Source organism: Corynebacterium sp. FDAARGOS 1242, assembly GCF_016889985.1.
Classification (GTDB): domain Bacteria; phylum Actinomycetota; class Actinomycetes; order Mycobacteriales; family Mycobacteriaceae; genus Corynebacterium; species Corynebacterium minutissimum_B.
In genome coordinates this window covers 2,507,120-2,529,789 of the sequence record NZ_CP069568.1, presented here as the reverse complement: position 1 = coordinate 2,529,789, position 22,670 = coordinate 2,507,120, and the positions used below count along the sequence as shown (strand labels likewise).

Genomic DNA, 22,670 nt, shown 5'->3' with positions numbered 1-22,670 from the left:
TTGGGTTTGGTGTGTTTGTTTTGGTCTATTAGTACCAGTAGCCTTCACACCTTGCGGTGCTTCCAGGTCTGGCCTATCAACCCCATCGTCTGTAGGGGACCTCAAATGAAACCTCATCTTAAAACAGGCTTCCCGCTTAGATGCTTTCAGCGGTTATCCCTTCCGTACGTAGCCAACCAGCGATGCTCCTGGCGGAACAACTGGCACACTAGAGGTACGTCCGTCCCGGTCCTCTCGTACTAGGGACAGCCTTCTTCAAGTTTCAACGCGCGCGGCGGATAGAGACCGAACTGTCTCACGACGTTCTGAACCCAGCTCGCGTGCCGCTTTAATGGGCGAACAGCCCAACCCTTGGGACCTACTCCAGCCCCAGGATGCGACGAGCCGACATCGAGGTGCCAAACCATCCCGTCGATATGGACTCTTGGGGAAGATCAGCCTGTTATCCCCGGGGTACCTTTTATCCGTTGAGCGACACCACATCCACAAGTAGGTGCCGGATCACTAGTCCCGACTTTCGTCCCTGTTCGACATGTCTGTCTCACAGTCAAGCTCCCTTGTGCACTTACACTCGATACCTGATTGCCAACCAGGCTGAGGGAACCTTTGGGCGCCTCCGTTACATTTTGGGAGGCAACCGCCCCAGTTAAACTACCCACCAGGCACTGTCCCCAACCCAGATCATGGGCCAAGGTTAAGGTATCCAATCCGATCAGAGTGGTATTTCAACAACGACTCCACGCGTGCTGGCGCACGCATTTCATAGTCTCCCACCTATCCTACACAAACCGAACCGAACACCAATACCAAGCTATAGTGAAGGTCCCGGGGTCTTTTCGTCCTGCCGCGCGTAACGAGCATCTTTACTCGTAGTGCAATTTCACCGGGCCTGTGGTTGAGACAGCAGAGAAGTCGTTACGCCATTCGTGCAGGTCGGAACTTACCCGACAAGGAATTTCGCTACCTTAGGATGGTTATAGTTACCACCGCCGTTTACTGGGGCTTAAATTCTCAGCTTCGCAGTCAAAGACTACTAACCGGTCCTCTTAACCTTCCAGCACCGGGCAGGCGTCAGTCCATATACATCAACTTCACGTCTTCGCATGGACCTGTGTTTTTGATAAACAGTCGCTTCCCTCTATTCTCTGCGACCCCACAACCCACCACCAGCGCAAAGACTGGTTTAAGTCGTGTGGTCCCCCTTCTTCCGAAGTTACGGGGGCATTTTGCCGAGTTCCTTAACCACAGTTCACCCGAACGCCTTAGTATTTTCAACCTGACCACCTGTGTCGGTTTAGGGTACGGGCCATACATCCACATCGCTAGAGGCTTTTCTCGACAGTACTAGATCACCAACTTCACCCCAATTGGGCTACGCATCACGCCTCAGGTTATACGGTGTGCGGATTTGCCTACACACCACCTCACACGCTTACACCAACAATCCACTAAGCGGCATGGCTACTACACTGTGTCACCCCATTGCTTGAACCACACTTCAGGCCCCACGACATCAACAACCACCCCACTCAAAGAGTGGGCTAATCGTATCCGCGGTGGTTAGTATCAGTGCTTTATCATGGGCGCGGACATACGGGTACCAGAATATCAACTGGTTGTCCATCGACTACGCCTGTCGGCCTCGCCTTAGGTCCCGACTCACCCTGGGAAGACGAACTTGACCCAGGAACCCTTAGTCATCCGGCGGGAAGGATTCTCACCTTCCAATTCGTTACTCATGCCTGCATTCTCACTCGCACACACTCCACGCCTCCTTACGGTAACGCTTCCACACATGCACGACGCTCCCCTACCCAATACAAAAAAGTATTGCCGCGGCTTCGGCGGTGTGCTTGAGCCCCACTACATTGTCGGCGCAGGACCACTCGACCAGTGAGCTATTACGCACTCTTTCAAGGATGGCTGCTTCTAAGCCAACCTCCTGGCTGTCTTCGCGATCCCACATCCTTTTCCACTTAGCACACCCTTAGGGGCCTTAACCGGCGATCTGGGCTGTTTCCCTCTCGACTATGAAGCTTATCCCCCACAGTCTCACTGCCGCACAACACAATTGATGGCATTCGGAGTTTGGCTGACATTGCTAAGATTGTAGTCCCGCTCAACCAACCAGTAGCTCTACCTCCACCAAGCTAATGCGACGCTGCACCTAAATGCATTTCGGGGAGAACCAGCTATCACGGAGTTTGATTGGCCTTTCACCCCTACCCACAGCTCATCCCCGCAGTTTTCAACCTACGTGGGTTCGCGCCTCCACAACCTCTTACAATTGCTTCACACTGGCCATGGGTAGATCACCCCGCTTCGGGTCCAGGACATGCCACTAAAACACCCCATTAGGATTCGGTTTCCCTACGGCTACCCCACACGGGTTAACCTCGCGACATGCCGCTGACTCGCAGGCTCATTCTTCAAAAGGCACGCCATCACACTATAAAAAGTGCTCTGACGGATTGTAAGCACATGGTTTCAGGAACTATTTCACTCCCCTCCCGGGGTACTTTTCACCATTCCCTCACGGTACTCATACACTATCGGTCACACTAAGTATTTAGGCTTACCGGGTGGTCCCGGCAGATTCACAGCAGATTCCACGAGCCCGCTGCTACTCGGGCAACCCAACAACCTATGCATTGAAGCCTTCAACTACGGGACTATCACCCTCTTTGGCGGGCGTTTCCACACCACTTCACCTAACAACAACACACAAGCAAACCAGTGGTAGCTGATTCACATTGGGGCCCACAACACCGCACACACAACCCCTACCAAGTATCACATGCACACGGTTTAGCCTCATCCACGTTCGTTCGCCACTACTAGCAGAATCATATTTTATTTTCTCCTCCTACGGGTACTGAGATGTTTCACTTCCCCGCGTAAACCCCCACAACAGCTATGAATTCACTGAAGGGTAACACCCCATAACAGGTGCCAGGTTTCCCCATTCGGACATCCTCGGATCAACGCTTTATTGACAACTCCCCGAGGCTTAACGCAGCCTTACACGTCCTTCATCGGCTCAGCATGCCAAGGCATCCACCATGCGCCCTCAATAACGAACACACAACCAACACACAACACAACAAACGCTGCCTGCATGTTGGCGTGAACTACACAAAACACAAAAGAACAGAAATCACACAAACCATGACACCCACCACCAACAAAAAAGATGGCAAGCACATGGTTTAATGCTCGCGTCCACTATACAGTTCTCACACAACACCCCACACCAAACCAACAACCATGCATACTGCATCACGACTGCTAAGCCACGTGTGGGTTACAACCAGGGGATAATGCCCCAGACACCCAACAATGCACCAAGTACCTTTAAAACCGTGTTAGTCAATTAACCATCTGGTCAACAATCATTCTGGTTAAGGTGTATCTCCACCCGATTAAACAATCGGTGGCAGCAAAACTTTTGTTTACTCAACCACCAAGCACATGAGAAATACTCACGTGCTTACAACACCAACTGGTGTCTTATTTTAATGCTCCTTAGAAAGGAGGTGATCCACCCGCACCTTCCGGTACGGGTACCTTGTTACGACTTCGTCCCAATCGCCGATCCCACCTTAGACAGCTCCCTAACAAGTTTGAGCCACTGGCTTCGGGTGTTACCAACTTTCATGACGTGACGGGCGGTGTGTACAAGGCCCGGGAACGTATTCACCGCAGCATTGCTGATCTACGATTACTAGCGACTCCGACTTCATGGGGTCGAGTTGCAGACCCCAATCCGAACTAAGACCGGCTTTCAGCGATTCGCTCCACCTCACAGTGTCGCTGCGCGTTGTACCGACCATTGTAGCATGTGTGAAGCCCTGGACATAAGGGGCATGATGATTTGACGTCATCCCCACCTTCCTCCGAGTTAACCCCGGCAGTCTCTCATGAGTCCCCAACCAAATGCTGGCAACATAAGACAAGGGTTGCGCTCGTTGCGGGACTTAACCCAACATCTCACGACACGAGCTGACGACAACCATGCACCACCTGTACACCAACCACAAGGGAAACTACATCTCTGCAGCGATCTGGTGTATGTCAAGCCCAGGTAAGGTTCTTCGCGTTGCATCGAATTAATCCACATGCTCCGCCGCTTGTGCGGGCCCCCGTCAATTCCTTTGAGTTTTAGCCTTGCGGCCGTACTCCCCAGGCGGGGCGCTTAATGCGTTAGCTACGGCACAGAAGACGTGGAAGCCCCCTACACCTAGCGCCCACCGTTTACAGCATGGACTACCAGGGTATCTAATCCTGTTCGCTACCCATGCTTTCGCTCCTCAGCGTCAGTAACTGCCCAGAGACCTGCCTTCGCCATCGGTGTTCCTCCTGATATCTGCGCATTTCACCGCTACACCAGGAATTCCAGTCTCCCCTACAGCACTCAAGTTATGCCCGTATCGCCTGCACGCCCGGAGTTAAGCCCCGGAATTTCACAGACGACGCGACAAACCACCTACGAGCTCTTTACGCCCAGTAATTCCGGACAACGCTCGCACCCTACGTATTACCGCGGCTGCTGGCACGTAGTTAGCCGGTGCTTCTTATACAGGTACCGTCACTTGCGCTTCGTCCCTGTCGAAAGGAGTTTACAACCCGAAGGCCGTCATCCCCCACGCGGCGTCGCTGCATCAGGCTTCCGCCCATTGTGCAATATTCCCCACTGCTGCCTCCCGTAGGAGTCTGGGCCGTATCTCAGTCCCAATGTGGCCGTACACCCTCTCAGGCCGGCTACCCGTCGACGCCTTGGTAGGCCATTACCCCACCAACAAGCTGATAGGCCGCGAGCTCATCTTGCACCGAAAAAACTTTCCAACCACCACACTAAAGACGGTTCCTATCCGGTATTAGACCCAGTTTCCCAAGCTTATCCCAGAGTGCAAGGCAGATCACCCACGTGTTACTCACCCGTTCGCCACTCGAGTACCCCTGCAAGCAGGGGCCTTTCCGTTCGACTTGCATGTGTTAAGCACGCCGCCAGCGTTCGTCCTGAGCCAGGATCAAACTCTCCACAAAAAGGCCGTGAAAAGCCCAAACCTAACAAACAGACAAACCAACACAAACAACACCACCAAAGCAGCATCGCCTGAACTGGCACATCCAAAAATTACATAAAGAAAAAAACTTCAACCAACCCCCAACCCGACGGGGCACAAAAAAGGAGGCTGGCCGTTAGAAGATTTAAATCAATACGCCCAAACAACTTACTGTTATTTACAATGACGCCGCTTGAAAAAGCGCCATCCGGCATACACCAACCGCAACACACATACAATGCATCACGGCCAAAAAGATAAAATCAACCAACACAAAAAAGTACATTGGCACACTATTGAGTTCTCACACATCATCACCACACAGTCATACGGACCATCGTCAGATGAAACGCAGTACTGCGAGTAAAGAAAATCTTTGTTCGTCAGGGCCTGTTTTCCTACCGCCACTCTCCAAGAACTTCCGTTCCTGTGGGGCGCTGTCGGTCGCGCTGACTCATATAAGGTTACACACGGCCTCAATAAAACACAAATGTGCACTTCACTCAAGGTTTTAGCCCTTCAGGAAGTGCACAAAGACAACCTTTTTACACAGACATTGGATGGCGCTCAGTGTGCCCCAAACCAGCCCATGAGGCCCGGGCTAAACACGTTGGTCTTTTTAGCCATCCGGGGATACACGGCAACCCACACGACGTAGATGATTGCCATTCCTGTGAGCGCCCACCCCATCGCAACGCTGGGATTGATAAGCCACGCTATGAACAGTACGGCGATTGCTCCCGCTAGCGCAGTTGTGTAAAGCCACGTCAGTTTGTCGGTAATGGCGAAAGCTAAAAGTAGTGACGTTGTAGCAAGACACACGATGGTGAAGCCGGCTGGATTGCCGGTCCACATCATCGCTACCAGATCGGCCACGAGCGATAGGAGCACGGGGATTGCCGTGCACAGCACAGTGGCCTTGGCCCAAGCACCGCGCGGCAGCCCAAAGGCCACTGCATCTTTGAGTGAGCTGCGGATTGAATCAGCAACTAGCGGCAGGACAATCAACGTAACAATGACACCCACGATGCCCACGCCGGCATCCCACAGCTTGATCACCACGATGGTTATCGCCATTGCGATGGCTACACCAATCGCAGCCCACATCCACGCGCGAACTTGAGGGCGCAACACAATCTGGGAGACCGGGGACGCTGAGAACCAGCCCGTCGAAGAATCACCATCGCTGCCTACGATGAGGGAGCTCGCGGTCATGCGCGATGGCTCGACGCGCTTGGCCATGCAGAATATCCACGCTGCCGTTGGCGCGATGAGAGTCCACCACGGAAAAACCCACGGTGCACTGGCAACAATGAGCAAAAGCGTCAGGGAAGCATTGATTCGTCGGTGCCCATTCCACACCTGGGTGCTCAACCCAAAGGTCAGATAACGCGTGAAATCAGGCTGCGAAAGGTAAACCATAAGGACCATAAAAAGTGAGTAACCGATGGCCCAACCTTGCCCACGGCCCATTCCCAGCACCGGAAGGATGACAATCCACAAAGCGTAGAAGAAGCTGTTCCAGCTCAGCGCCATATGCCTATAGAGCTTCATCATGCCTCCCCTAATGCCAGAACTGCCTGTTCGAGGGATACCTCGGTGGCACGTAGCCCCATTTCCTGGGCCATGTCGAAGACGTTGGTGGTGTGGTTGGGGCGGGCGTCGACAAGCGCGCGGTCTGCCATGGTGGAGGTTTCGCGCTCGAGTACCGGGAGCTGCAGGCGCCCCAGCGCACGATCGAGGGTTTCGGCAGAGCCAGTGAGCTGGACGACGCCCTCAATGAACTCATCGATGGGACCAGACAGAGGGTTCTCCCCCATCAGCGCCACGGTATCGAGCAAACCAGACAGTTCGTTGAGGTGATGGGTGGAGACAATAATGGTGCGCCCGTGCTCCTCGCGCAGGACGTCATAGAAAACCTCCCGCTTGGCGGCGTCAAGGCCGAGGTAGGGTTCGTCGAGAAGCATGTACGGCACCCCCGAGGCCACCGCAACGATGAAGCTTGCCGCCGACTTCTGACCGCGTGAAAGGCCCGAGTAGTTCTTCATCGGAAGCTCGAAGCGCTCGACCAGTTCCTCAGCGCGCGCTGTGCTCCACGTGGGCCAGCGCAGGCTTGCCACGGTGAAGATCTTCTTCACGTTCCAGCCTTCCGGCAGAGGGTTGTCGATTCCCATGAGGACAACCTTGTTGAGGACTTTTTCATTGTCGTAGGGCTTGTCGCCGTCGACTTTGATGCCAGAGCCACCCAATTGCCCGGCAATTTTGCGCAGCAGGGTGGTCTTGCCAATGCCGTTGGGGCCGACGAGGCCGTGAGTGAGGCCGTCGTCGAAGGTGAAGTGCGGGGTAGAAATCATGAGTAGAGTCCTCGACTTTCTGCAACAAGGTCGATGAGGTCATGGAGTTGCTGGCGGGTATAGCCCAGGTGCACGGCTTCGTCGATAAGCGGGGCTGCGTATTCAGCCGCAAAGTCTTGGCGACGCCGCGCCCGGATAAGGTCTGCGGCACCAGAGGTGACGAACATGCCGATACCTCGGCGTTTTTCGAGGATTCCGAGATCCACGAGGAGGGTCAGGCCCTTGCGGGCGGTGGCGGGGTTGATGCTGTGGAAGGCGGCGAGCTCATTCGTGGACGGTGCCTGGGCGCCCTCGGCGAGAGTGCCCTCAATGATGGCGTCCTCGATGAGTACCGCTATCTGACGAAAGAGTGGCTGCGCGGAGTTATCCATGCAGTCCCCCTAGTTGGTTGGTTACTCATGCAACTAACCATATAACCTGCTCCGTAACCTCCGCAAGACTTGCGGCAAACACGTTTATTACCTGGGAATTTCCCCAAGGTTATCGACGTTTTGTGACTAATGGGGCACACTGGATAACACCAGCCTTAAGCTGGAGACCTCACGAAAGTGACCATAGAAAAATTAGTTAGAAACGATAGAACGGAATTTAGGAGCCATGCTTGAACGAACACTTGTCTTCGTTGACACCTCATACCTACTTGCCAGCTTTTATAACTCTTGGGAGACCGGCGCTCGGGCCCAGCTAGAAATCGATTTACCGGAGGTTGTCAGCTCCCTGGGTTCCATGATTGAAAACCAGGTGGGCAACCGAATTCACCGCCAATACTGGTACGACGGCATTCCTGATACCGGCCCCCACCGCTACCAGCGCGCGCTGCGCGTGTGCGACGGCGTGCAACTGCGCACTGGCCAGCTCATCGAGTGGGGCGAGCGCCGCACACAAAAGGCTGTGGATACCCGCCTCGTCGCAGACATGATCGTCGCCGCAATGAAAGGCCACGTCACCGACTTTGTGCTCGTCTCCGGCGATGCGGACATGATTCCGGGCGTCCAAGAGGCCGTCAATAACGGCGTGCGCGTGCACCTCTACGGATTCGGATGGGATTCCATGTCCTCCGCTCTGCGTCATGCGTGCGACTCCACGACCATCTTGGATCCACGCGAAGACTTCGCCGACGCAATGGAGCTCGAGGTCCTCGAAGGACCCTTGCCACCAACAATCCGCGAGCCGCGTGACGGTGACGAGGATTCCGAATCAGACGCAGTTCTGGGCGCCGAGACCTCTGGCCAGTCCTCTTCCCCCGAAGGCTCTTCCGACGAGTCGCCTGCACAGCCCTCTCCGCAGCTTGCCGAGGACGATGACGACTGCGACGAGCCCACGGAAGCCCAGGCCGCCTTCCCCTCAGCTCCGAAGCCGGGACCGATTACCCCGTCAGCTGTGGCCCCTGCAGCACCGGATGCTGCAACCGCAAAGGCTCCACAGACTTCATCGTCCGACGATGACTCTGCCGACAACACCGCAGCCCCGAAACCGGCCGCGCCGAAGCCGTCAATGATGGCTCCGCGCCGCAAGCTGCGCTCGAAGTACGTTCCGCTCCCCGAAGAAGTATGGAGTTCCGCTGGCTTCCAGTCGCCCTTCGACGTGGGCCAGCAATATGCTTCCTGGTGGTTCGACAATGCCGCCAGCTCCGAACAGCGCGACCAAGCCCACCTGCTATCCGGCGGTGGCCTGCCCCCAGAAATTGATCGACCGCTCCTGCAGTTCGCCTGCGAGACGCTGCACGAATACACGCTGACCGAAACCCAGCGCGTGAACCTGCGAGACGGATTCCATTCCGGCATCCGCGGCGTGCTCATCAACATCCGCCGCCAAGACGGCTAGCGCACGAAGCGACCTCAAACCTCACAAGTAAAGGGACCTTTCACAAGGTCCCTTTACTTCATCTCTGATTCCTCTCGGAGCCTGCGCTACTTGGCGTCGCCGCCTTCAGCGTCCTCGGCGGTCTCGGCCGTCCCAGCTGCGTCGGCATCAGTGGTGCCTGCCTCGAGGGCGTCGGCAGCCGTGTCAGCAGAACCTGACTCCAGCTCCTTGTTCTTAGCCATCTCAGCGCGAATCTCCTCAAGACGAGAGGATGCGGCCATGTCGTGACCTGCGGCCGCAATCTCCTGGATGCGGTCACCACCGGTGGCGCGGTGCAGCTCTTGGGCACCGAGAGCATCAGCGTAGCGCTTCTCAATCTTGGCGCGAACACCATCCAGAGTCGGAGTGGAGCCATCCGGCGTCAGCTCGTTCATGGAGTCGAGCGCCTCGGCATTCTTTTCCTGCATCGCGGCCTGATCAGCCTGAGAGAGAAGCTGGTCTACCTGCGCCAGCTGCTCCTTAAGGCGTGCCTCCGACTGCTGCTGCTGAGCCTTTGCCTGCTCAGCAGCCTTGGTGGCCGCCTCATGCTGGGCCTTGAGGCCTTCAAGCTCCTTCTCCACGGCTACGAGCTGGCTGGCTACAACTTCAGCTGCTTGGTTGTACTCGGAGGCCGTCTGCGGATCCTCAGCCTTCTCCGCCATCTCTAGTGCCCGGCGCGTCTGATCCTGGTAGTCTTTTTGGGACTCCACCAGGCGGTTAAGCTGCATCTCCAGCTGGGACTTGCGCCCAATAATTTCCGCGGCATGCTCAGAAATCTGGCGGTGCTGCTCCTTTGCCCCCTCCACTGCTTGCTGGATCTGGACCTTTGGGTCAGCATTCTCATCAATCTTCTGATCGAAGGATGCCATCACATACTTCCAGCCCTTGCTGAATGGATTAGCCATCGCGCGTACTCCTTCATGCTTCCTGCAGCAGTGCTCCCTGCCGCGGTTATAGTGCGGTTATATTGTCAGTCGATATTGTTTATGTAGCGCCCAATAAAAAGGCGCTTTCCTGCGAGTGTAGCGATACTCACAGAAAAGCGCGCGTTGTGAACGGCGAGATTTTACTCAGCCTGCTCGCCCTGTTCCTTCTCTACCTGGGCGCGAACCTCATCCATGTCGAGGGCCTTCACCTGGGTGATGAGATCCTCCAGGGCTGCTGGCGGCAAGGCGCCCGCTTCACGGAAAACCATGATGCCGTCGCGGAAGACCATGAGGGTCGGGATGGACTGAATCTGCAGCTTAGCTGCAAATTCCTGATTGGCCTCGGTATCAAGCTTGGCGAAGGTAGCGTCTGGGTGCTCCTCGGAGGCCTTTTCAAAGATCGGGCCGAAGCGCTTGCAGGGGCCACACCATTCCGCCCAAGCGTCGACAAGCGTAATGCCCTCACCTTCGATGAGCTGCTTGAAGCTCTCCTCAGTAATATCAATCGTTGCCATTGGTCATTCTCCCTATCAGTTCGGGTTCATTCTTAGGTTCTTTCCCACTCAACGGTACACAACCTAGTTCTATTCCTTGCATATATACCCTAGGGGGGTATATCCTCGGGGATGAACCATCACGAGTAGAAGGGACAACAGCTTATGGCCACCAAGAACTACACCGTTACCGGCATGACCTGCGGACACTGCGAAATGTCCGTCAAGGAAGAGATCGGCGAGATCGCCGGCGTTACTGAGGTCACCGCTGACCACGCGACTGGCGCAGTCAGCGTCAGCGGCGAAGGCTTCACCGATGAGCAGGTTGCTGCCGCTATTGCAGAAGCCGGCTACGAGCTGGCCTAAGCACTATGACTGACGTCCTCCAGCCCCACGGCCCCCTTGCCCACCTCGACCTTGGCGTCACCGGGATGACGTGCACCTCGTGCTCCTCCCGGGTCGAACGCAAGCTCAACAAGGTGGAGGGAGTTGAAGCCACGGTCAATTTCGCCACGGAATCTGCCTCCGTGAGCTATGACCCGACCACGACCACCCCGTCTGATCTCATTGAGATCGTCGAAGGCGCTGGCTATGGTGCCTTCACCGTGGGCGGCGAGGACGAGGAGGAATCCACCTCCATCACAACAGAATCCGCGCGCGATGCCGAAGCTGCCGACCTACTGCAGCGCACGCTCGTCTCCGGCGCGCTTTCGCTTCCGCTCATGGTGCTGTCCATGGTCCCAGCCTTGCAGTTCCAGCATTGGCAGTGGGCGTGTCTAGTCCTGGCGACCATCGTTTATATCTTCGGTGGCGCTCCCTTCCATCGGGCCACGTGGGCGAACCTGAAGCACGGTGCCGCCACGATGGACACGCTCATCACCTTGGGCACCACTGCGGCCTACGCGTGGTCACTCTACGCGCTGTTTTTGGGCAATGCCGGAATGCCCGGCATGACCATGCACATGACGCTGCGCTCCAACGACGCCCAGATGGACCACATCTATCTCGAGTCCGTCGGCATGGTCATCACCTTCCTCCTGCTGGGACGGTGGTTTGAGGTGAAGGCCAAGGGGCGTTCCTCCGAGGCGCTGACCAAGCTCCTCACCATGGGTGCAAAGGACGCGACCGTTCTGCGCGGTGAAACCGAAAGCCGAATCCCTGCGTCCGACCTGCGCGTAGGCGACATCATTGTGGTCCGTCCGGGGGAAAAGATTGCCACCGATGGCGTCGTCACCGCCGGCCACTCCGCTGTGGATGAGTCACTACTCACCGGCGAATCCCTTCCGGTCGAGGTCTCCCCCGGCAGCCGCGTTACCGGTGCAACGATCAACGCCTCCGGCCGCCTCGAGGTGCGCGCTACCCGTGTCGGATCCGACACCGTTCTAGCTCAGATGGGCAAACTCGTCACCGACGCCCAGGCTTCAAAGGCTCCTATCCAGCGCCTTGCAGATCGCATCGCGGGAGTCTTCGTGCCCATCGTCATCGCTATCGCACTGCTTACTCTCATCGCGCACCTCGTCGTCGGTGGCGTGGCTCCAGCGTTCGTCGCCGCCGTTGCGGTCCTCATCATTGCGTGCCCGTGCGCCATGGGCTTGGCGACGCCCACCGCGATCCTCGTCGGCACCGGGCGCGGCGCCGAACTGGGAATCCTGATCAAGGGCCCGGAAATCCTGGAATCCACCCGACAGATCGACACCATCGTCCTCGACAAGACTGGCACCATCACCGAAGGCCAGATGTCCGTGACGACGGTGACGCCCGCTGACTCGCCAACTGCCGGCGCCCACACCAAGGATGAGCTCCTGCGCCTGGCCGCAGCCGTCGAAAAGGGCTCCAAGCACCCGATCGCCCGCGCCATTGTCGCCGCGTACGATGGGGAGCTACCCGCCACGGACGCTTTTGAAGAACTGCCCGGCCAAGGCATTGAAGCGACGATCGACGGCTCCCGGATTCGCGTAGGCCGCCCACCGGCCGGCTACCAGGGCACGGGCACGCAGGTCGGCGTCTACGTCGACGGCACGCTCGCTGGCACCATCGAGCTCCACGATCGCATCAAGGATTCCTCCACGTCCGCCATTACTCGCCTCAAGGAGCTGGGCCTCGAGCCCTACCTCCTCACTGGTGATAACACCAGTGCTGCCCAGGCCGTCGCACGCGAGGTAGGCATCGCAGTATCAGACGTCCAAGCAGAGGTCATGCCTGAGGACAAGGTGGATGCCGTCAAGCGCCTACAGGCCGAAGGGAAGGTCGTGGCCATGGTGGGCGATGGCGTCAACGACGCCGCAGCCCTGGCCCAAGCGGATCTAGGTATCGCCATGGGCGCTGGTGCCGACGTAGCCATCGAGGCCTCCGACATCACCGTGATGAACAACGACTTAGGCTCGGTGGCCGATTCTGTGCGCTTGGCTCGGCAGACACTGCGCATCATCAAGGGCAATCTCTTCTGGGCCTTCGCCTATAATATTATTCTCATTCCGGTCGCCGCCTTTGGCCTGCTCAACCCCTTGCTCGCGGGCCTGGCCATGGCCTTTAGCTCGGTATTCGTCGTCACGAACTCTCTTCGCCTGAGAAGGTTCGCACCTGCGGAGTAATCTAACTATGCATGAATCGTCTTGATCATCATGCAGTCTCTCGCACTGAGCGGCTTGACCGTCTCCCCGTCACTTCCAAACACAAACGCCTTCTTATCGGCTCTGGCATCGGCTGGGCTCTCGATGCCATGGATGTCGGCCTCATTTCCTTCATCATGGCCGCCCTTGCCGTGCACTGGGGTATTACGCCTACTGAGTCCTCATGGCTGGCCTCCGTTGGTTTCATTGGTATGGCGCTGGGCGCGACCTTCGGTGGCCTACTGGCCGACAAGTTTGGCCGCCGCCACATCTTCGCCCTGACGTTGCTTGTCTACGGCCTCGCCACAGGCGCGTCTGCTCTAGCGACGGGGCTAGTAGCGCTCCTTATCCTGCGCTTCTTTATCGGACTCGGCCTCGGCGCCGAACTTCCCGTCGCCTCAACACTCATTTCCGAGTTTGCCCCGCTCAAGGTCCGCGGACGCCTCGTCGTCTTACTCGAGGCCTTCTGGGCAGTAGGTTGGATCCTGGCGGCTGTCATCGGAACGTTCGTCGTGGGGGCGTCGCAAAGCGGCTGGCGCTGGGCACTCGCCCTCGGCATGGTGCCGGCGGCCTACGCCCTCGTCGTCCGCTTGAAACTACCTGAATCTGTGCGCTTCCTTGAAACTCAGGGACGCCACGAAGAAGCCGAGAAGGTCGTCGCCTCCTTCGAGTCGGAGGTTGATGATGCAGATATTGACCGCAGCACCCCTGCGCCTACCTATTCCGAAGAAGACATCACCGCCACCAGCATCTGGTCACAGAGCCTGCGCGGACGCACACTGGCGCTGTGGACTATCTGGTTCTGCGTCAACTTGTCTTACTACGGCGCCTTCATCTGGATTCCATCTCTGCTTGTTGCTGACGGCTTCTCCCTGGTGAAATCCTTCAGCTTCACGCTCATCATCACTCTGGCACAGCTGCCCGGCTACGCCGCGGCTGCCTGGCTCATTGAGGTATGGGGACGCCGCAGCACGCTGGCTACCTTCCTCGTGGGCTCCGCGTTGTCCGCGGGTCTCTACGGCTTTGCCGGCAGCGAGGCCATGATCATTCTGGCCGGCTGCCTGCTGTCCTTCTTCAACTTGGGCGCATGGGGCGCGCTCTACGCAATCGGCCCAGAACTCTACCCCACCGCACTGCGTGGGCGCGGCACCGGTGCGGCCGCCGGTTTCGGCCGGCTCGCCTCTATCCTCGCCCCGCTCATTGTCCCACCTCTTATTGCTACGGCCGGCGCCGGCTGGCTCTTCGTGCTCTTCGCCGCGGCCTTCGCCATAGCGGCACTCGCAGCGCTCAGCCTCCCCGAGTTAAAAGGCACGGCCCTTGCTCAATAAAGTATCCCTTGCCGCATGGATTGCGGTGATGGTCGCGCTCACCACACTCAAGCCCTTTTATCAGATTGGCTACCTGTGGAAGCCGGAGAACCAGCGCGTCCGCGATCTGCGGCTGGTTCCCCTAGATGAATTCTCCGGCGGCACATGGTTTGGCCCGCTCTTTGAGTACGCGGGCAACACCGCCTTCTTCATCCCCTTTGGCATGCTGGTCTTTGCCCTGTGCCGGTCGATATCTAAGACTGCTACGTGGGGCTTCGCGCTGAGCCTGGCGCTTGAAATTACGCAGTACGCCTTCGCGCTCGGGCGCACGGATATTGATGATCTCATCTTTAATACCCTGGGCGCACTCATCGGAGCGACCTGTGCCCGCCTCTGTGGCGAGCGTTTCTTCCCGCTGTGGCGATGGCTAGCACTAGCCGCAGCTGCGGTTTTCTTGGTATTAGTTATTCTCGGCCCACGGTTGGGTGACCCCAACGCGGTGGTGGACCTATAGCCCCGGGGCCGTGCTTTCGTCTCCTCCTTAGCCGTGCGCCATATTGACGAACTTGGAGTAGTGCAGCTGGTGGGCCACCTTGACCGTGTCAATCGGACCACCACGGTGCTTGGCCAAAATAATGTCCGCTTCGCCCGCGCGGGGATCATCGCGGTCCTGCGAGTCCGGACGGTAGAGCAACATAACCATATCGGCATCCTGCTCTAGCGAACCGGACTCACGCAGGTCTGCCAGCTGCGGCTTTTTATCCGTACGGGATTCCGGCCCACGGTTGAGCTGCGAAATGGCAATCAGCGGAACTTCAAGTTCCTTGGCCAATAGCTTGAGCTGACGCGAGAATTCCGACACCTCTTGCTGACGAGACTCCACCTTCTTGCCCGAGGACATCAGCTGCATATAGTCCAGAACAATCAGGTCGAGGCCATGTTGCTGCTTAAGGCGGCGAGCCTTGGAACGAATCTCCATCATGGTGAGGTTCGGGGAATCATCAATGAACAATGGCGCATCCTGGATGCGATTCAGCGTGTCATCGATCTTGGCCCAGTCCTCCGTGGAGACGCGCCCACCGCGCATATCGGAGAGCTTGACCTCCGCCTCCGCTGAGAGAAGGCGCATCACAATCTCAGAGGCAGACATCTCCAGTGAGAACACCACCGAGGTTTTGTTGTGCTGCAAGGATGCCGAGCGCATGAAGTCCATGGCCAACGTGGATTTACCCACGCCCGGACGTGCAGCCACGATGATCATCTGTCCAGCGCGCAATCCGTTGGTGAGGTTATCAAGGTCAATAAACCCTGTGGGAACTCCAGATTCCACGCCATTTTGCTGCAGGGCTGCCAACTCATCAATCGTGGGATCAATGAGGTCCGTCAGCGCACGATAATCCTCTGTTGTCTTCTTCTGCGCTACCGCGAAGACTTCCTGCTGGGCGCGGTCCAGCACCGATTCGATCTCGAGGTCTTCAGAACCCTCGAAGCCCAACTGGACCACACGCGTTCCAGCGTCGACAAGCTTGCGCAGCACTGCCTTCTCCGCAACGATCTCCGCGTAGTAGCGAGCGTTAGCAGCCGTTGGCACCGTGGCCAGCAAGGTATGGAGGTACGGGGCACCGCCGACACGCTCCAAGTTGTTGTAGCGGTCCAGGCGGGAGGCCACAATCACGGCATCGATATCCGTACCTGCGGCATACAGGTCAATCATGGCCTGGTAAATGAGCGTGTGGGCCGGGTAGTAGAAGTCCTCTGGTTCGAGCTCCTCGATGACTTCCATGACCGTGTTGGGGCTCAGGAGCATCGCTCCGAGCACGCCCTGCTCTGCTTCGCGGTCCGCAGGAGGCTGGCGGAATTCTCCGTAGCGCTGTGGCTCCTCCGGGCGTGAGCGATCACGCCGAAAAGAGCGGCGCGGCTCCTCCTCCGACGGCTCCGGCGGAAGCGGTACAGAGTCGTCATCAAAACTAGCGCTAGTCATTGTCATCAGCCCCCGGGGTGCTCGTTAAATCTACAAATTCAGCGCGCTGATTCTCCACTCTTGCTTGCTCAGCACGAGGGATACGCGCGGAGTACACAACAGTCTAGTCGAGGTCCCCGACACTCCCCCTTGGGCATAACTTCCAGATTTATCCACAAACGGCTGTGGAATTACCAGCTCAGCACACCGAACTGTTGCGAAGCCCAAGGTCACGGCTGTGGATAACTTCCCAAGCCCGTGACCTGCACATATAATAACTGCAGGTCAAAGTAGGTTTTCAGCAGTGTGAAAATCTGCACAAAACCAGTGGAAAAGTAAGACTATAAGCCCGAAATCCCCGCTACCAGCAGGTTAACAGACCTGCCTGCACGTAAACTCACCGTAAACAGCCAACCAAGTTATCCACAGGTTTCCGGAGTTATCCACATTTGTCCACAACCCCCTAGCTAAGGTGCGCAGACAGGAAAGCGGACAAGAAAACAGCCCACAGGCCGTGCCTCCTCCACCACCTCACATAGTGGGAGAAGCACGGCCTGTGGGCTTTGCTGTTGTCAGTGGGTCTGACCTGCGTCCACTCGCCACGCCTCACACGTGGGATGGACGGAGGAGACCGTCGTGCGCCTTAAGTCTTAGGCAGCGACGACCGAGAAGTTCACCTTGCCGATGACGTCAGCGTGCAGCTTCAGCTCGACTTGGTAGTTGCCGGTCTTCTTGACCAGGCCCTTAGGAAGCACAACGATGCGCTTGTCCAGCTTCGGGCCGCCAGCGGCGGCAACGGCGTTCACGATGTCCTCAGCGGACACGGAGCCGAAGAGCTTGCCGGACTCGGAGGTCTTCACAGAGACGGTAACGTCCTTGAGCTCCTCCAGCTGGGTACGGATCTCGCGTGCATGATCCAGGTCGCGGATCGCACGAGCATCCTGGGCACGCTTGATGCCCTCGATCTGCTTTTCAGCGCCGCGGGTGGCAACAATAGCCAGGCCACGCGGAAGCAGGTAGTTACGTCCGTAGCCGTCCTTAACCTCTACAATTTCGCCGGGGGCGCCGAGGTTCTCAACGGCAGCGGTGAGGATCAGCTTCATGATCCCTGCCTTTCAATTGAGTTAAATGAATACTTGCGTGACAGTCTTAGAACGGGGGTTCTGCATCCGCACCACCAAAGCTTCCTGCCTGGGGTGCCGAATTCCACGGGTCGTTACTCGGAGAAGATTGCTGCTGGGACTGCTGCGGGGCAGAAGACTGGGACTGGTTTCCGGAGAAACCACCCTGGTTGTTTCCACCGCCGTAGTTGCCGCCACCTTGCTGCTGGCCGCCGCCGTAGTTGCCACCATTTCCGCCGTTAGCGGACTTGCGGGTGACTTGTGCGGAAGCGTAGCGCAGGGACGGTCCCACCTCATCGACCTCAATCTCGAAGACAGTGCGGTTGTCGCCCTCACGGGTCTGGTAGGACCGCTGGCGCAGACGGCCAGTGACAATAACGCGCATGCCCTTGGTCAGGGTCTCCGCAACGTTCTCTGCGGCTTGGCGCCACACGTTGCAGGTGAGGAACATGGCCTCGCCGTCCTCCCACTGAGAAGTCTGCTGGTTATAGCGACGTGGGGTGGAGGCAACGCGGAAGTTTGCTACTGCGGCACCCGACGGGGTGAAGCGCAGTTCCGGGTCAGCAACAATATTGCCGACAACCGTAATGTTGGTATCTCCCTGAGCCATGTCTTTACTCCTTAAATATCGGTTACGCGGATTCGTGTAGAAATGCTCGAAACCCAGTATCCGTTATTTGCTGTCGGTGCGCAGAACCTTGGTACGCAGAATGGAGTCGTTCAGGTTCAGACGACGATCGAGCTCGAGAACCGAGTGGGACTCGCACTCCAGGTTAACGACGGCGTAGATGCCCTCTTCCTTCTTGTTGATCGGGTAGGCAAGACGGCGCTTGCCCCACACGTCAACCTTGTCGACTTTGCCGCCATCCTTGCGGATTGCTTCGAGGAACTTATCCAGGGACGGGGTTACGGTGCGCTCATCCTGATTGGGATCCAGAATGATCATGACTTCGTAGTGACGCACGGACCTCATCACCTCCTATGGTCTAGTAATTGGTATCGGCCATATCACCTTTGCGGATATGGCAGGAGGGTCTGTTGCGTCAAGCAACCCCCACACAGTACCGCACTGACCGGCGGAAAAGAAATCACTCGCTCGGTCTTACATACCGTTGGTCGTTGCCGCAAAGAAAATAGCGGTACTCGCCGGGATGACAGTGAGGAAAAGGAGAGCCAACAACCCGAGGACGAGAGGCCACGTCCGGTTCTCAGATCGCTGGAATAGGTAGTAGGCCGTGGTTACGCACAAGAAGCCCAAAACGATAGACACTATGCCCACGATCGTGATGATCATTTCCTAAATCCTCCAGCGAGGGGATCGCGTCCGCCATGGGCCGCACGGACTTTGTCCTCGGACTTGCCCCACATTTGGCGGATGACCAGCACGCCAATGGCAATGATGAAGGCATCGCGCGTGATAACTGCCAGATCCAGCATCTCGTGCGGCAGGGCCTTGTTTTCTGAGCCGAGCATGTGCCACATGAGGATGGGCCATACGAGGGCGTCGGCAAGCGCCCAGCTCAGAATGAGGCGCCACCGCGGCAAAGCCAACACTGCCGGTACCACGAGCCACAGAGAATACTGCGGCGACCACACCTTGTTGAAGATGAGGAAAGCCATGATGATGAGGTAGACCAGCTCCGCAACGCGCGGCGTACGCGGCGCCTTCAAGCCCAAGAGGGCGATGCCTGCACAGCACAGCAAGAACGCCACCAAGGAGAAAGTGTTGAGGAATTCCGGCGAAAAGCTGAGGTCCGTCGTGCGGTTGATCAGCGCATAGATCGTGGTCCACTCAGCACCGCGCTCCTGGTTAAGGCGGAAAAATTCGCGCCATGCCTCCGGATACATCACCGCCACCGGGAGGTTGACCACGACCCACGTGACAATGGTGGAGAGGAACATTGTGATGAACGGCGCCCACCGCTTGTTGCGGATGGCCAGGACCAAGAAGGCGCCGAGGATGAACAGCGGCCACAACTTGAATGCCGTGCCCAGTCCAATAAGAACACCGGCCAGCAGGTTCTTGCGTTTCGTCACTGCAAGGAGAGCGCCCACCATAAACGCGACGGAGGGGATGTCCCAGTTCGTAAAAGCGTGAATAACAACGAGGGGGCTAGCCGCGACGAGAATAGTGTCCCACGCGCGGTTTCCGGTGAGCTGGAAAACCATAACGATGACGCCCACCCAGATGAGAGCCATCACCAAGGCAGTAAGGCCGAAGTACCAGCTGACCTCCGCCATACCGGTCCACTCCACCGCTGCATAGGTGTTGCGCGCCAGCCACCCGACGGCCCCTTGGAAAAGGCCAGCAAGCACGGGGTACTCCATGTAGCGGGTGAGGTCACCTTCGACCCAGGAGTAGGCGTAGGGAAAGCCCGGCTCGTCAAGACCGCGTCCGCCGTACAGCGGGACGATGTCGTTGTAGCAGAAAGAGGTGTACTGGCGGTTGCCATCCCAGTTAAGGCTGATGGTTCCATCGTCACCCCGGCGGCTGCCAGCACACGTGGCCTTGCTCAGAAAACCGAAAGCCAGGAAGGTCCACGCCAAGGTGATGATGACGCGTAGCGGCGTCCACCACCCAGCATTACCGGAGCGGGCAAAGCGGCCTGTGCGCCCACCCAGGGCGTCGACCGCACTCAGCGCTAGCGGTTCGGAGGAGAGGGGTACAAGCTGTTGAGTTTTCTGCTGACTCACCGGGGGATCTGTCTCCTACTGACCAAGAAGTTGATTAAGTCCGTCGTCGATCAATTCATCAATCGACGGGGAATCCGGTTGGGCGGGTTGTTCCGGCTGAGCAGGCTGTTCAGGCGGTGCTGGGGCATCGCCCCCACCTCCGTCGTGGTTCTCACCGTCGTGGTTCTCACCATCATGGCTTTCGCTGTCTTGGCCTTCATCGCCGTTCTCGGTGGCCTCCTCGGGGGCCGCTGGGGCCTCCTGCCAGGTCTGGGTCTGGCTCGGGTCGTAGGTATAGCCAGAACCCCAGCTGCCGACGCCGTAGTTGATGGGATAAGCCTGCGGGAAGGCCTGCTGCTCGACGTCAGCAAGCGAGGTGTCCAAGATGGACTTCCAGATCTTCGTCGGCGAGTTGGAGCCGTACATGATGCCGCCCCACTGATTAAAGATTGCGGAGGTGTTGTCGGCCGTGCCTACCCACACTGCTGTAGCCAGCTGCGGCGTGGAACCGACCATCCACGCATCCTTGTTCTGGCCCGTATCGCCCAGCTGCGTCGTACCAGTCTTGGAGGCAGATGGGCGTCCGCCAGCTAGCGCACCATTGGACCATGCGGCAATTGGCTGCATCGCGGAGATCACGTTGTTGGCCACGTTGGCGGAGACACGGCGTTCACCGCCGTCGGTCGGGTTCTCGTAGAGGACTTCGCCGGCAGCGTTTTCTACCTTTTCCACGAAGTGCGGCTGATGCCATATGCCTTGGTTGGTCAAGGTGGCCATTGCCGTCGCTATATCGAGCGGACGCGACTGGTACTGGCCCAGCACGATGCCCTCGTACGGGGTTCCACCATTTTCAGTGAGGGTCTTTTCAATCCCCGGAAGACTGCGCGGCACGCCCAACGCATGCGCCATATCCGCGGTGTCCTGCGTCTTGTTTTCCAAGTCATCCTGGAGGCGCAGGAAGGACGTGTTATAAGAATTCTTCATTGCCTCAGCGATGGAGCAGCTACCGCAGCCGGCACCCACGTCGTTGGTCACGAGCTGCGATCCAGGCAGCTGGTAGGGCGCCGAGGAGTAATAAGTATTGAGATCGATGCCCTGCTGGAGCGCTGCGGCCAGGGTCATAATCTTGAAGGTTGAACCTGTCTGCAGCGGGGAATTGGCATAATCCCAGCCGCCAGAATCATCGCCGCCATAGTAGCCGCGCACGGCACCCGTAGCCGGGTCAATGGTGACCGCCGCTGCACGTGCATCTTCCTGCAGCACTCCCAGCTCTGCATGAGCAGCATCCGTCGACGCATTCTGGACGGTCATATCAATGGTTGTCGTCACCTTCAGGCCACCAGTGGCCAGCTGATCCTCAGTGATGCCCACACGGGACAGCTCATCGATGACCTGGTTCTTGATGTGGCCATAAGCGCCTGGCGCTTCGGTGTAGGCGGAATACTCAGACGGATCACGAGTTTCCGGGAAGACCAACTGATCGCGTTCAGCCTGATCCAGGTCACCCATCTCCACGAGGCCATCCATGACGTAGTCCCAACGAGCATGAGAACGTTCCTCATCTACCCACGGATCAAGGACAGACGGTGACTGGATAACGCCCGCGAGCAGCGCGCCTTCTTCCTTCGTGAGGTCCTTAGCGTCCTTATTAAAGTACGCGTTGGACGCTGCCTCAATGCCATAGGCGTTGCGGCCGAAGTAGACGGTATTGAGGTAAGCGTTAAGGATTTCCTCCTTGGACCACTCATTGGTCATCTTCACGGAGTAGATGAGCTCACGAATCTTGCGGACATAAGAGTATTCGTCACCTACCAGCGTGTTCTTCACATACTGCTGAGTAATGGTGGAGCCACCACCGGCGCTGCTATCGCCGGTGAGCTTGCCCAACACGGCACGGCCCAGGCCGGTAAAGGAGAAGCCAGAGTTGGTCCAGAACTCGCGGTCTTCCGCAGCCAGAACCGAGTCCTCAACATAGTCTGGAATCTCTTCCAAGGTGACTTGGCGGCGGTTGCCTTCTGGCGGCACGAGCTTAGCCAACTGCGATTCACCATCGCGGGCAACGATGGTGGAAATCTGGCTGGGCTGCAACTCTTTGGAGTCGGGGACGTCGTACTGCGTATAGGCGTAGCCAAAAAGAGCCGCAGGCACGGCCACGATCACGAGCAGGACAACGAGCACAACCCATGGCCACCTGCGCTTGCGGCGGCGTCCGTCGTCGGAGCTCTTCTTCCTGTGGCCACCTGGCTTTCGCCGAGACGTTTCCTTTTCGGTCACTGATCCGTGTCCTCATCAATCCTGTACAGAAACTGTAAATACAT

General features: G+C 57.6%; 17 protein-coding genes and 2 rRNA genes. 5 read left to right on the top strand and 14 right to left on the bottom strand.

What is annotated here, in order from left to right; translation table 11 throughout:
• Positions 1 to 9 precede the first annotated feature (9 nt).
• The 5 genes from I6J72_RS12085 to I6J72_RS12065 all read right to left on the bottom strand — a co-directional run bounded on the left by I6J72_RS12085 (position 10) and on the right by I6J72_RS12065 (position 7,791).
• Positions 10 to 3,084: ribosomal RNA gene (locus tag I6J72_RS12085) — 23S ribosomal RNA — on the bottom strand.
• A 445-nt stretch (positions 3,085 to 3,529) separates the two neighbouring features.
• Positions 3,530 to 5,046 (bottom strand): 16S ribosomal RNA (locus I6J72_RS12080).
• The 16S and 23S rRNA genes sit together here, the layout of an rRNA operon.
• A 587-nt stretch (positions 5,047 to 5,633) precedes the next feature.
• The gene (locus tag I6J72_RS12075; RefSeq protein WP_239107363.1) at positions 5,634 to 6,623 is read right to left on the bottom strand and encodes a hypothetical protein; all 990 of its coding nucleotides are present in this window, start codon (positions 6,621 to 6,623) and stop codon (positions 5,634 to 5,636) included.
• Positions 6,620 to 7,420, bottom strand: coding sequence for an ATP-binding cassette domain-containing protein (locus I6J72_RS12070; protein ID WP_204099358.1), 801 nt, complete (start codon positions 7,418 to 7,420; stop codon positions 6,620 to 6,622). Before I6J72_RS12070 ends, I6J72_RS12075 begins: the two co-directional genes overlap by 4 nt.
• Positions 7,417 to 7,791, bottom strand: coding sequence for a GntR family transcriptional regulator (locus I6J72_RS12065; RefSeq protein WP_010187877.1), 375 nt, complete (start codon positions 7,789 to 7,791; stop codon positions 7,417 to 7,419). The genes I6J72_RS12070 and I6J72_RS12065 overlap by 4 nt, the downstream gene beginning before the upstream one ends.
• Positions 7,792 to 8,017: 226 nt before the next feature.
• Here I6J72_RS12065 and I6J72_RS12060 point away from each other — a divergent pair, with 226 nt between their 5' ends.
• Positions 8,018 to 9,244, top strand: a complete 1,227-nt coding sequence (locus tag I6J72_RS12060; RefSeq protein ID WP_204099357.1) for an NYN domain-containing protein — start codon at positions 8,018 to 8,020, stop codon at positions 9,242 to 9,244.
• Positions 9,245 to 9,330: 86 nt separating this feature from the next.
• Here the strand turns inward: I6J72_RS12060 and I6J72_RS12055 are convergent, their stop codons facing one another.
• Both I6J72_RS12055 and trxA read right to left on the bottom strand, forming a co-directional pair.
• The gene (locus I6J72_RS12055; RefSeq protein ID WP_204099356.1) at positions 9,331 to 10,167 is read right to left on the bottom strand and encodes a PspA/IM30 family protein; all 837 of its coding nucleotides are present in this window, start codon (positions 10,165 to 10,167) and stop codon (positions 9,331 to 9,333) included.
• Positions 10,168 to 10,328: 161 nt separating this feature from the next.
• Positions 10,329 to 10,703, bottom strand: a complete 375-nt coding sequence (trxA, locus tag I6J72_RS12050) for a thioredoxin (RefSeq protein ID WP_039672711.1) — start codon at positions 10,701 to 10,703, stop codon at positions 10,329 to 10,331.
• 144 nt (positions 10,704 to 10,847) lie between these two features.
• Here trxA and I6J72_RS12045 point away from each other — a divergent pair, with 144 nt between their 5' ends.
• The 4 genes from I6J72_RS12045 to I6J72_RS12030 are packed head-to-tail and all read left to right on the top strand — an operon-like array spanning position 10,848 to position 15,112.
• Complete coding sequence (locus tag I6J72_RS12045; protein ID WP_204099355.1) at positions 10,848 to 11,048, top strand: heavy-metal-associated domain-containing protein; 201 nt, start codon at positions 10,848 to 10,850, stop codon at positions 11,046 to 11,048.
• A 5-nt stretch (positions 11,049 to 11,053) separates the two neighbouring features.
• Complete coding sequence (locus I6J72_RS12040; protein WP_204099354.1) at positions 11,054 to 13,273, top strand: cation-translocating P-type ATPase; 2,220 nt, start codon at positions 11,054 to 11,056, stop codon at positions 13,271 to 13,273.
• An 11-nt stretch (positions 13,274 to 13,284) separates the two neighbouring features.
• Positions 13,285 to 14,619: an MFS transporter gene (locus I6J72_RS12035; protein WP_204099353.1), complete on the top strand. Its 1,335-nt coding sequence runs from the start codon at positions 13,285 to 13,287 to the stop codon at positions 14,617 to 14,619.
• Positions 14,609 to 15,112 (top strand): VanZ family protein, encoded by a 504-nt coding sequence (locus I6J72_RS12030; protein WP_370552143.1) that lies wholly within the window; start codon positions 14,609 to 14,611, stop codon positions 15,110 to 15,112. The genes I6J72_RS12035 and I6J72_RS12030 overlap by 11 nt, the downstream gene beginning before the upstream one ends.
• A 27-nt stretch (positions 15,113 to 15,139) precedes the next feature.
• Here the strand turns inward: I6J72_RS12030 and dnaB are convergent, their stop codons facing one another.
• The 7 genes from dnaB to I6J72_RS11995 all read right to left on the bottom strand — a co-directional run bounded on the left by dnaB (position 15,140) and on the right by I6J72_RS11995 (position 22,626).
• Entirely contained in the window at positions 15,140 to 16,579 is a 1,440-nt protein-coding gene (gene dnaB / locus I6J72_RS12025) for a replicative DNA helicase (protein ID WP_204099352.1), read from the bottom strand.
• Between the two features lie 629 nt (positions 16,580 to 17,208).
• Positions 17,209 to 17,661, bottom strand: a complete 453-nt coding sequence (gene rplI, locus I6J72_RS12020; RefSeq protein ID WP_039672721.1) for a 50S ribosomal protein L9 — start codon at positions 17,659 to 17,661, stop codon at positions 17,209 to 17,211.
• Between the two features lie 46 nt (positions 17,662 to 17,707).
• Complete coding sequence (locus tag I6J72_RS12015) at positions 17,708 to 18,289, bottom strand: single-stranded DNA-binding protein (protein ID WP_115024023.1); 582 nt, start codon at positions 18,287 to 18,289, stop codon at positions 17,708 to 17,710.
• A 63-nt stretch (positions 18,290 to 18,352) separates the two neighbouring features.
• Positions 18,353 to 18,643, bottom strand: coding sequence for a 30S ribosomal protein S6 (gene rpsF, locus I6J72_RS12010; RefSeq protein WP_181815413.1), 291 nt, complete (start codon positions 18,641 to 18,643; stop codon positions 18,353 to 18,355).
• A 138-nt stretch (positions 18,644 to 18,781) separates the two neighbouring features.
• Entirely contained in the window at positions 18,782 to 18,973 is a 192-nt protein-coding gene (locus I6J72_RS12005; protein WP_039672728.1) for a hypothetical protein, read from the bottom strand.
• Entirely contained in the window at positions 18,970 to 20,373 is a 1,404-nt protein-coding gene (locus I6J72_RS12000; RefSeq protein WP_204099351.1) for a glycosyltransferase family 87 protein, read from the bottom strand. Before I6J72_RS12000 ends, I6J72_RS12005 begins: the two co-directional genes overlap by 4 nt.
• A 15-nt stretch (positions 20,374 to 20,388) precedes the next feature.
• A complete protein-coding gene (locus tag I6J72_RS11995) occupies positions 20,389 to 22,626 on the bottom strand; it encodes a transglycosylase domain-containing protein (RefSeq protein ID WP_204099350.1) in 2,238 nt (745 codons plus the stop codon).
• Positions 22,627 to 22,670: the final 44 nt, after the last annotated feature.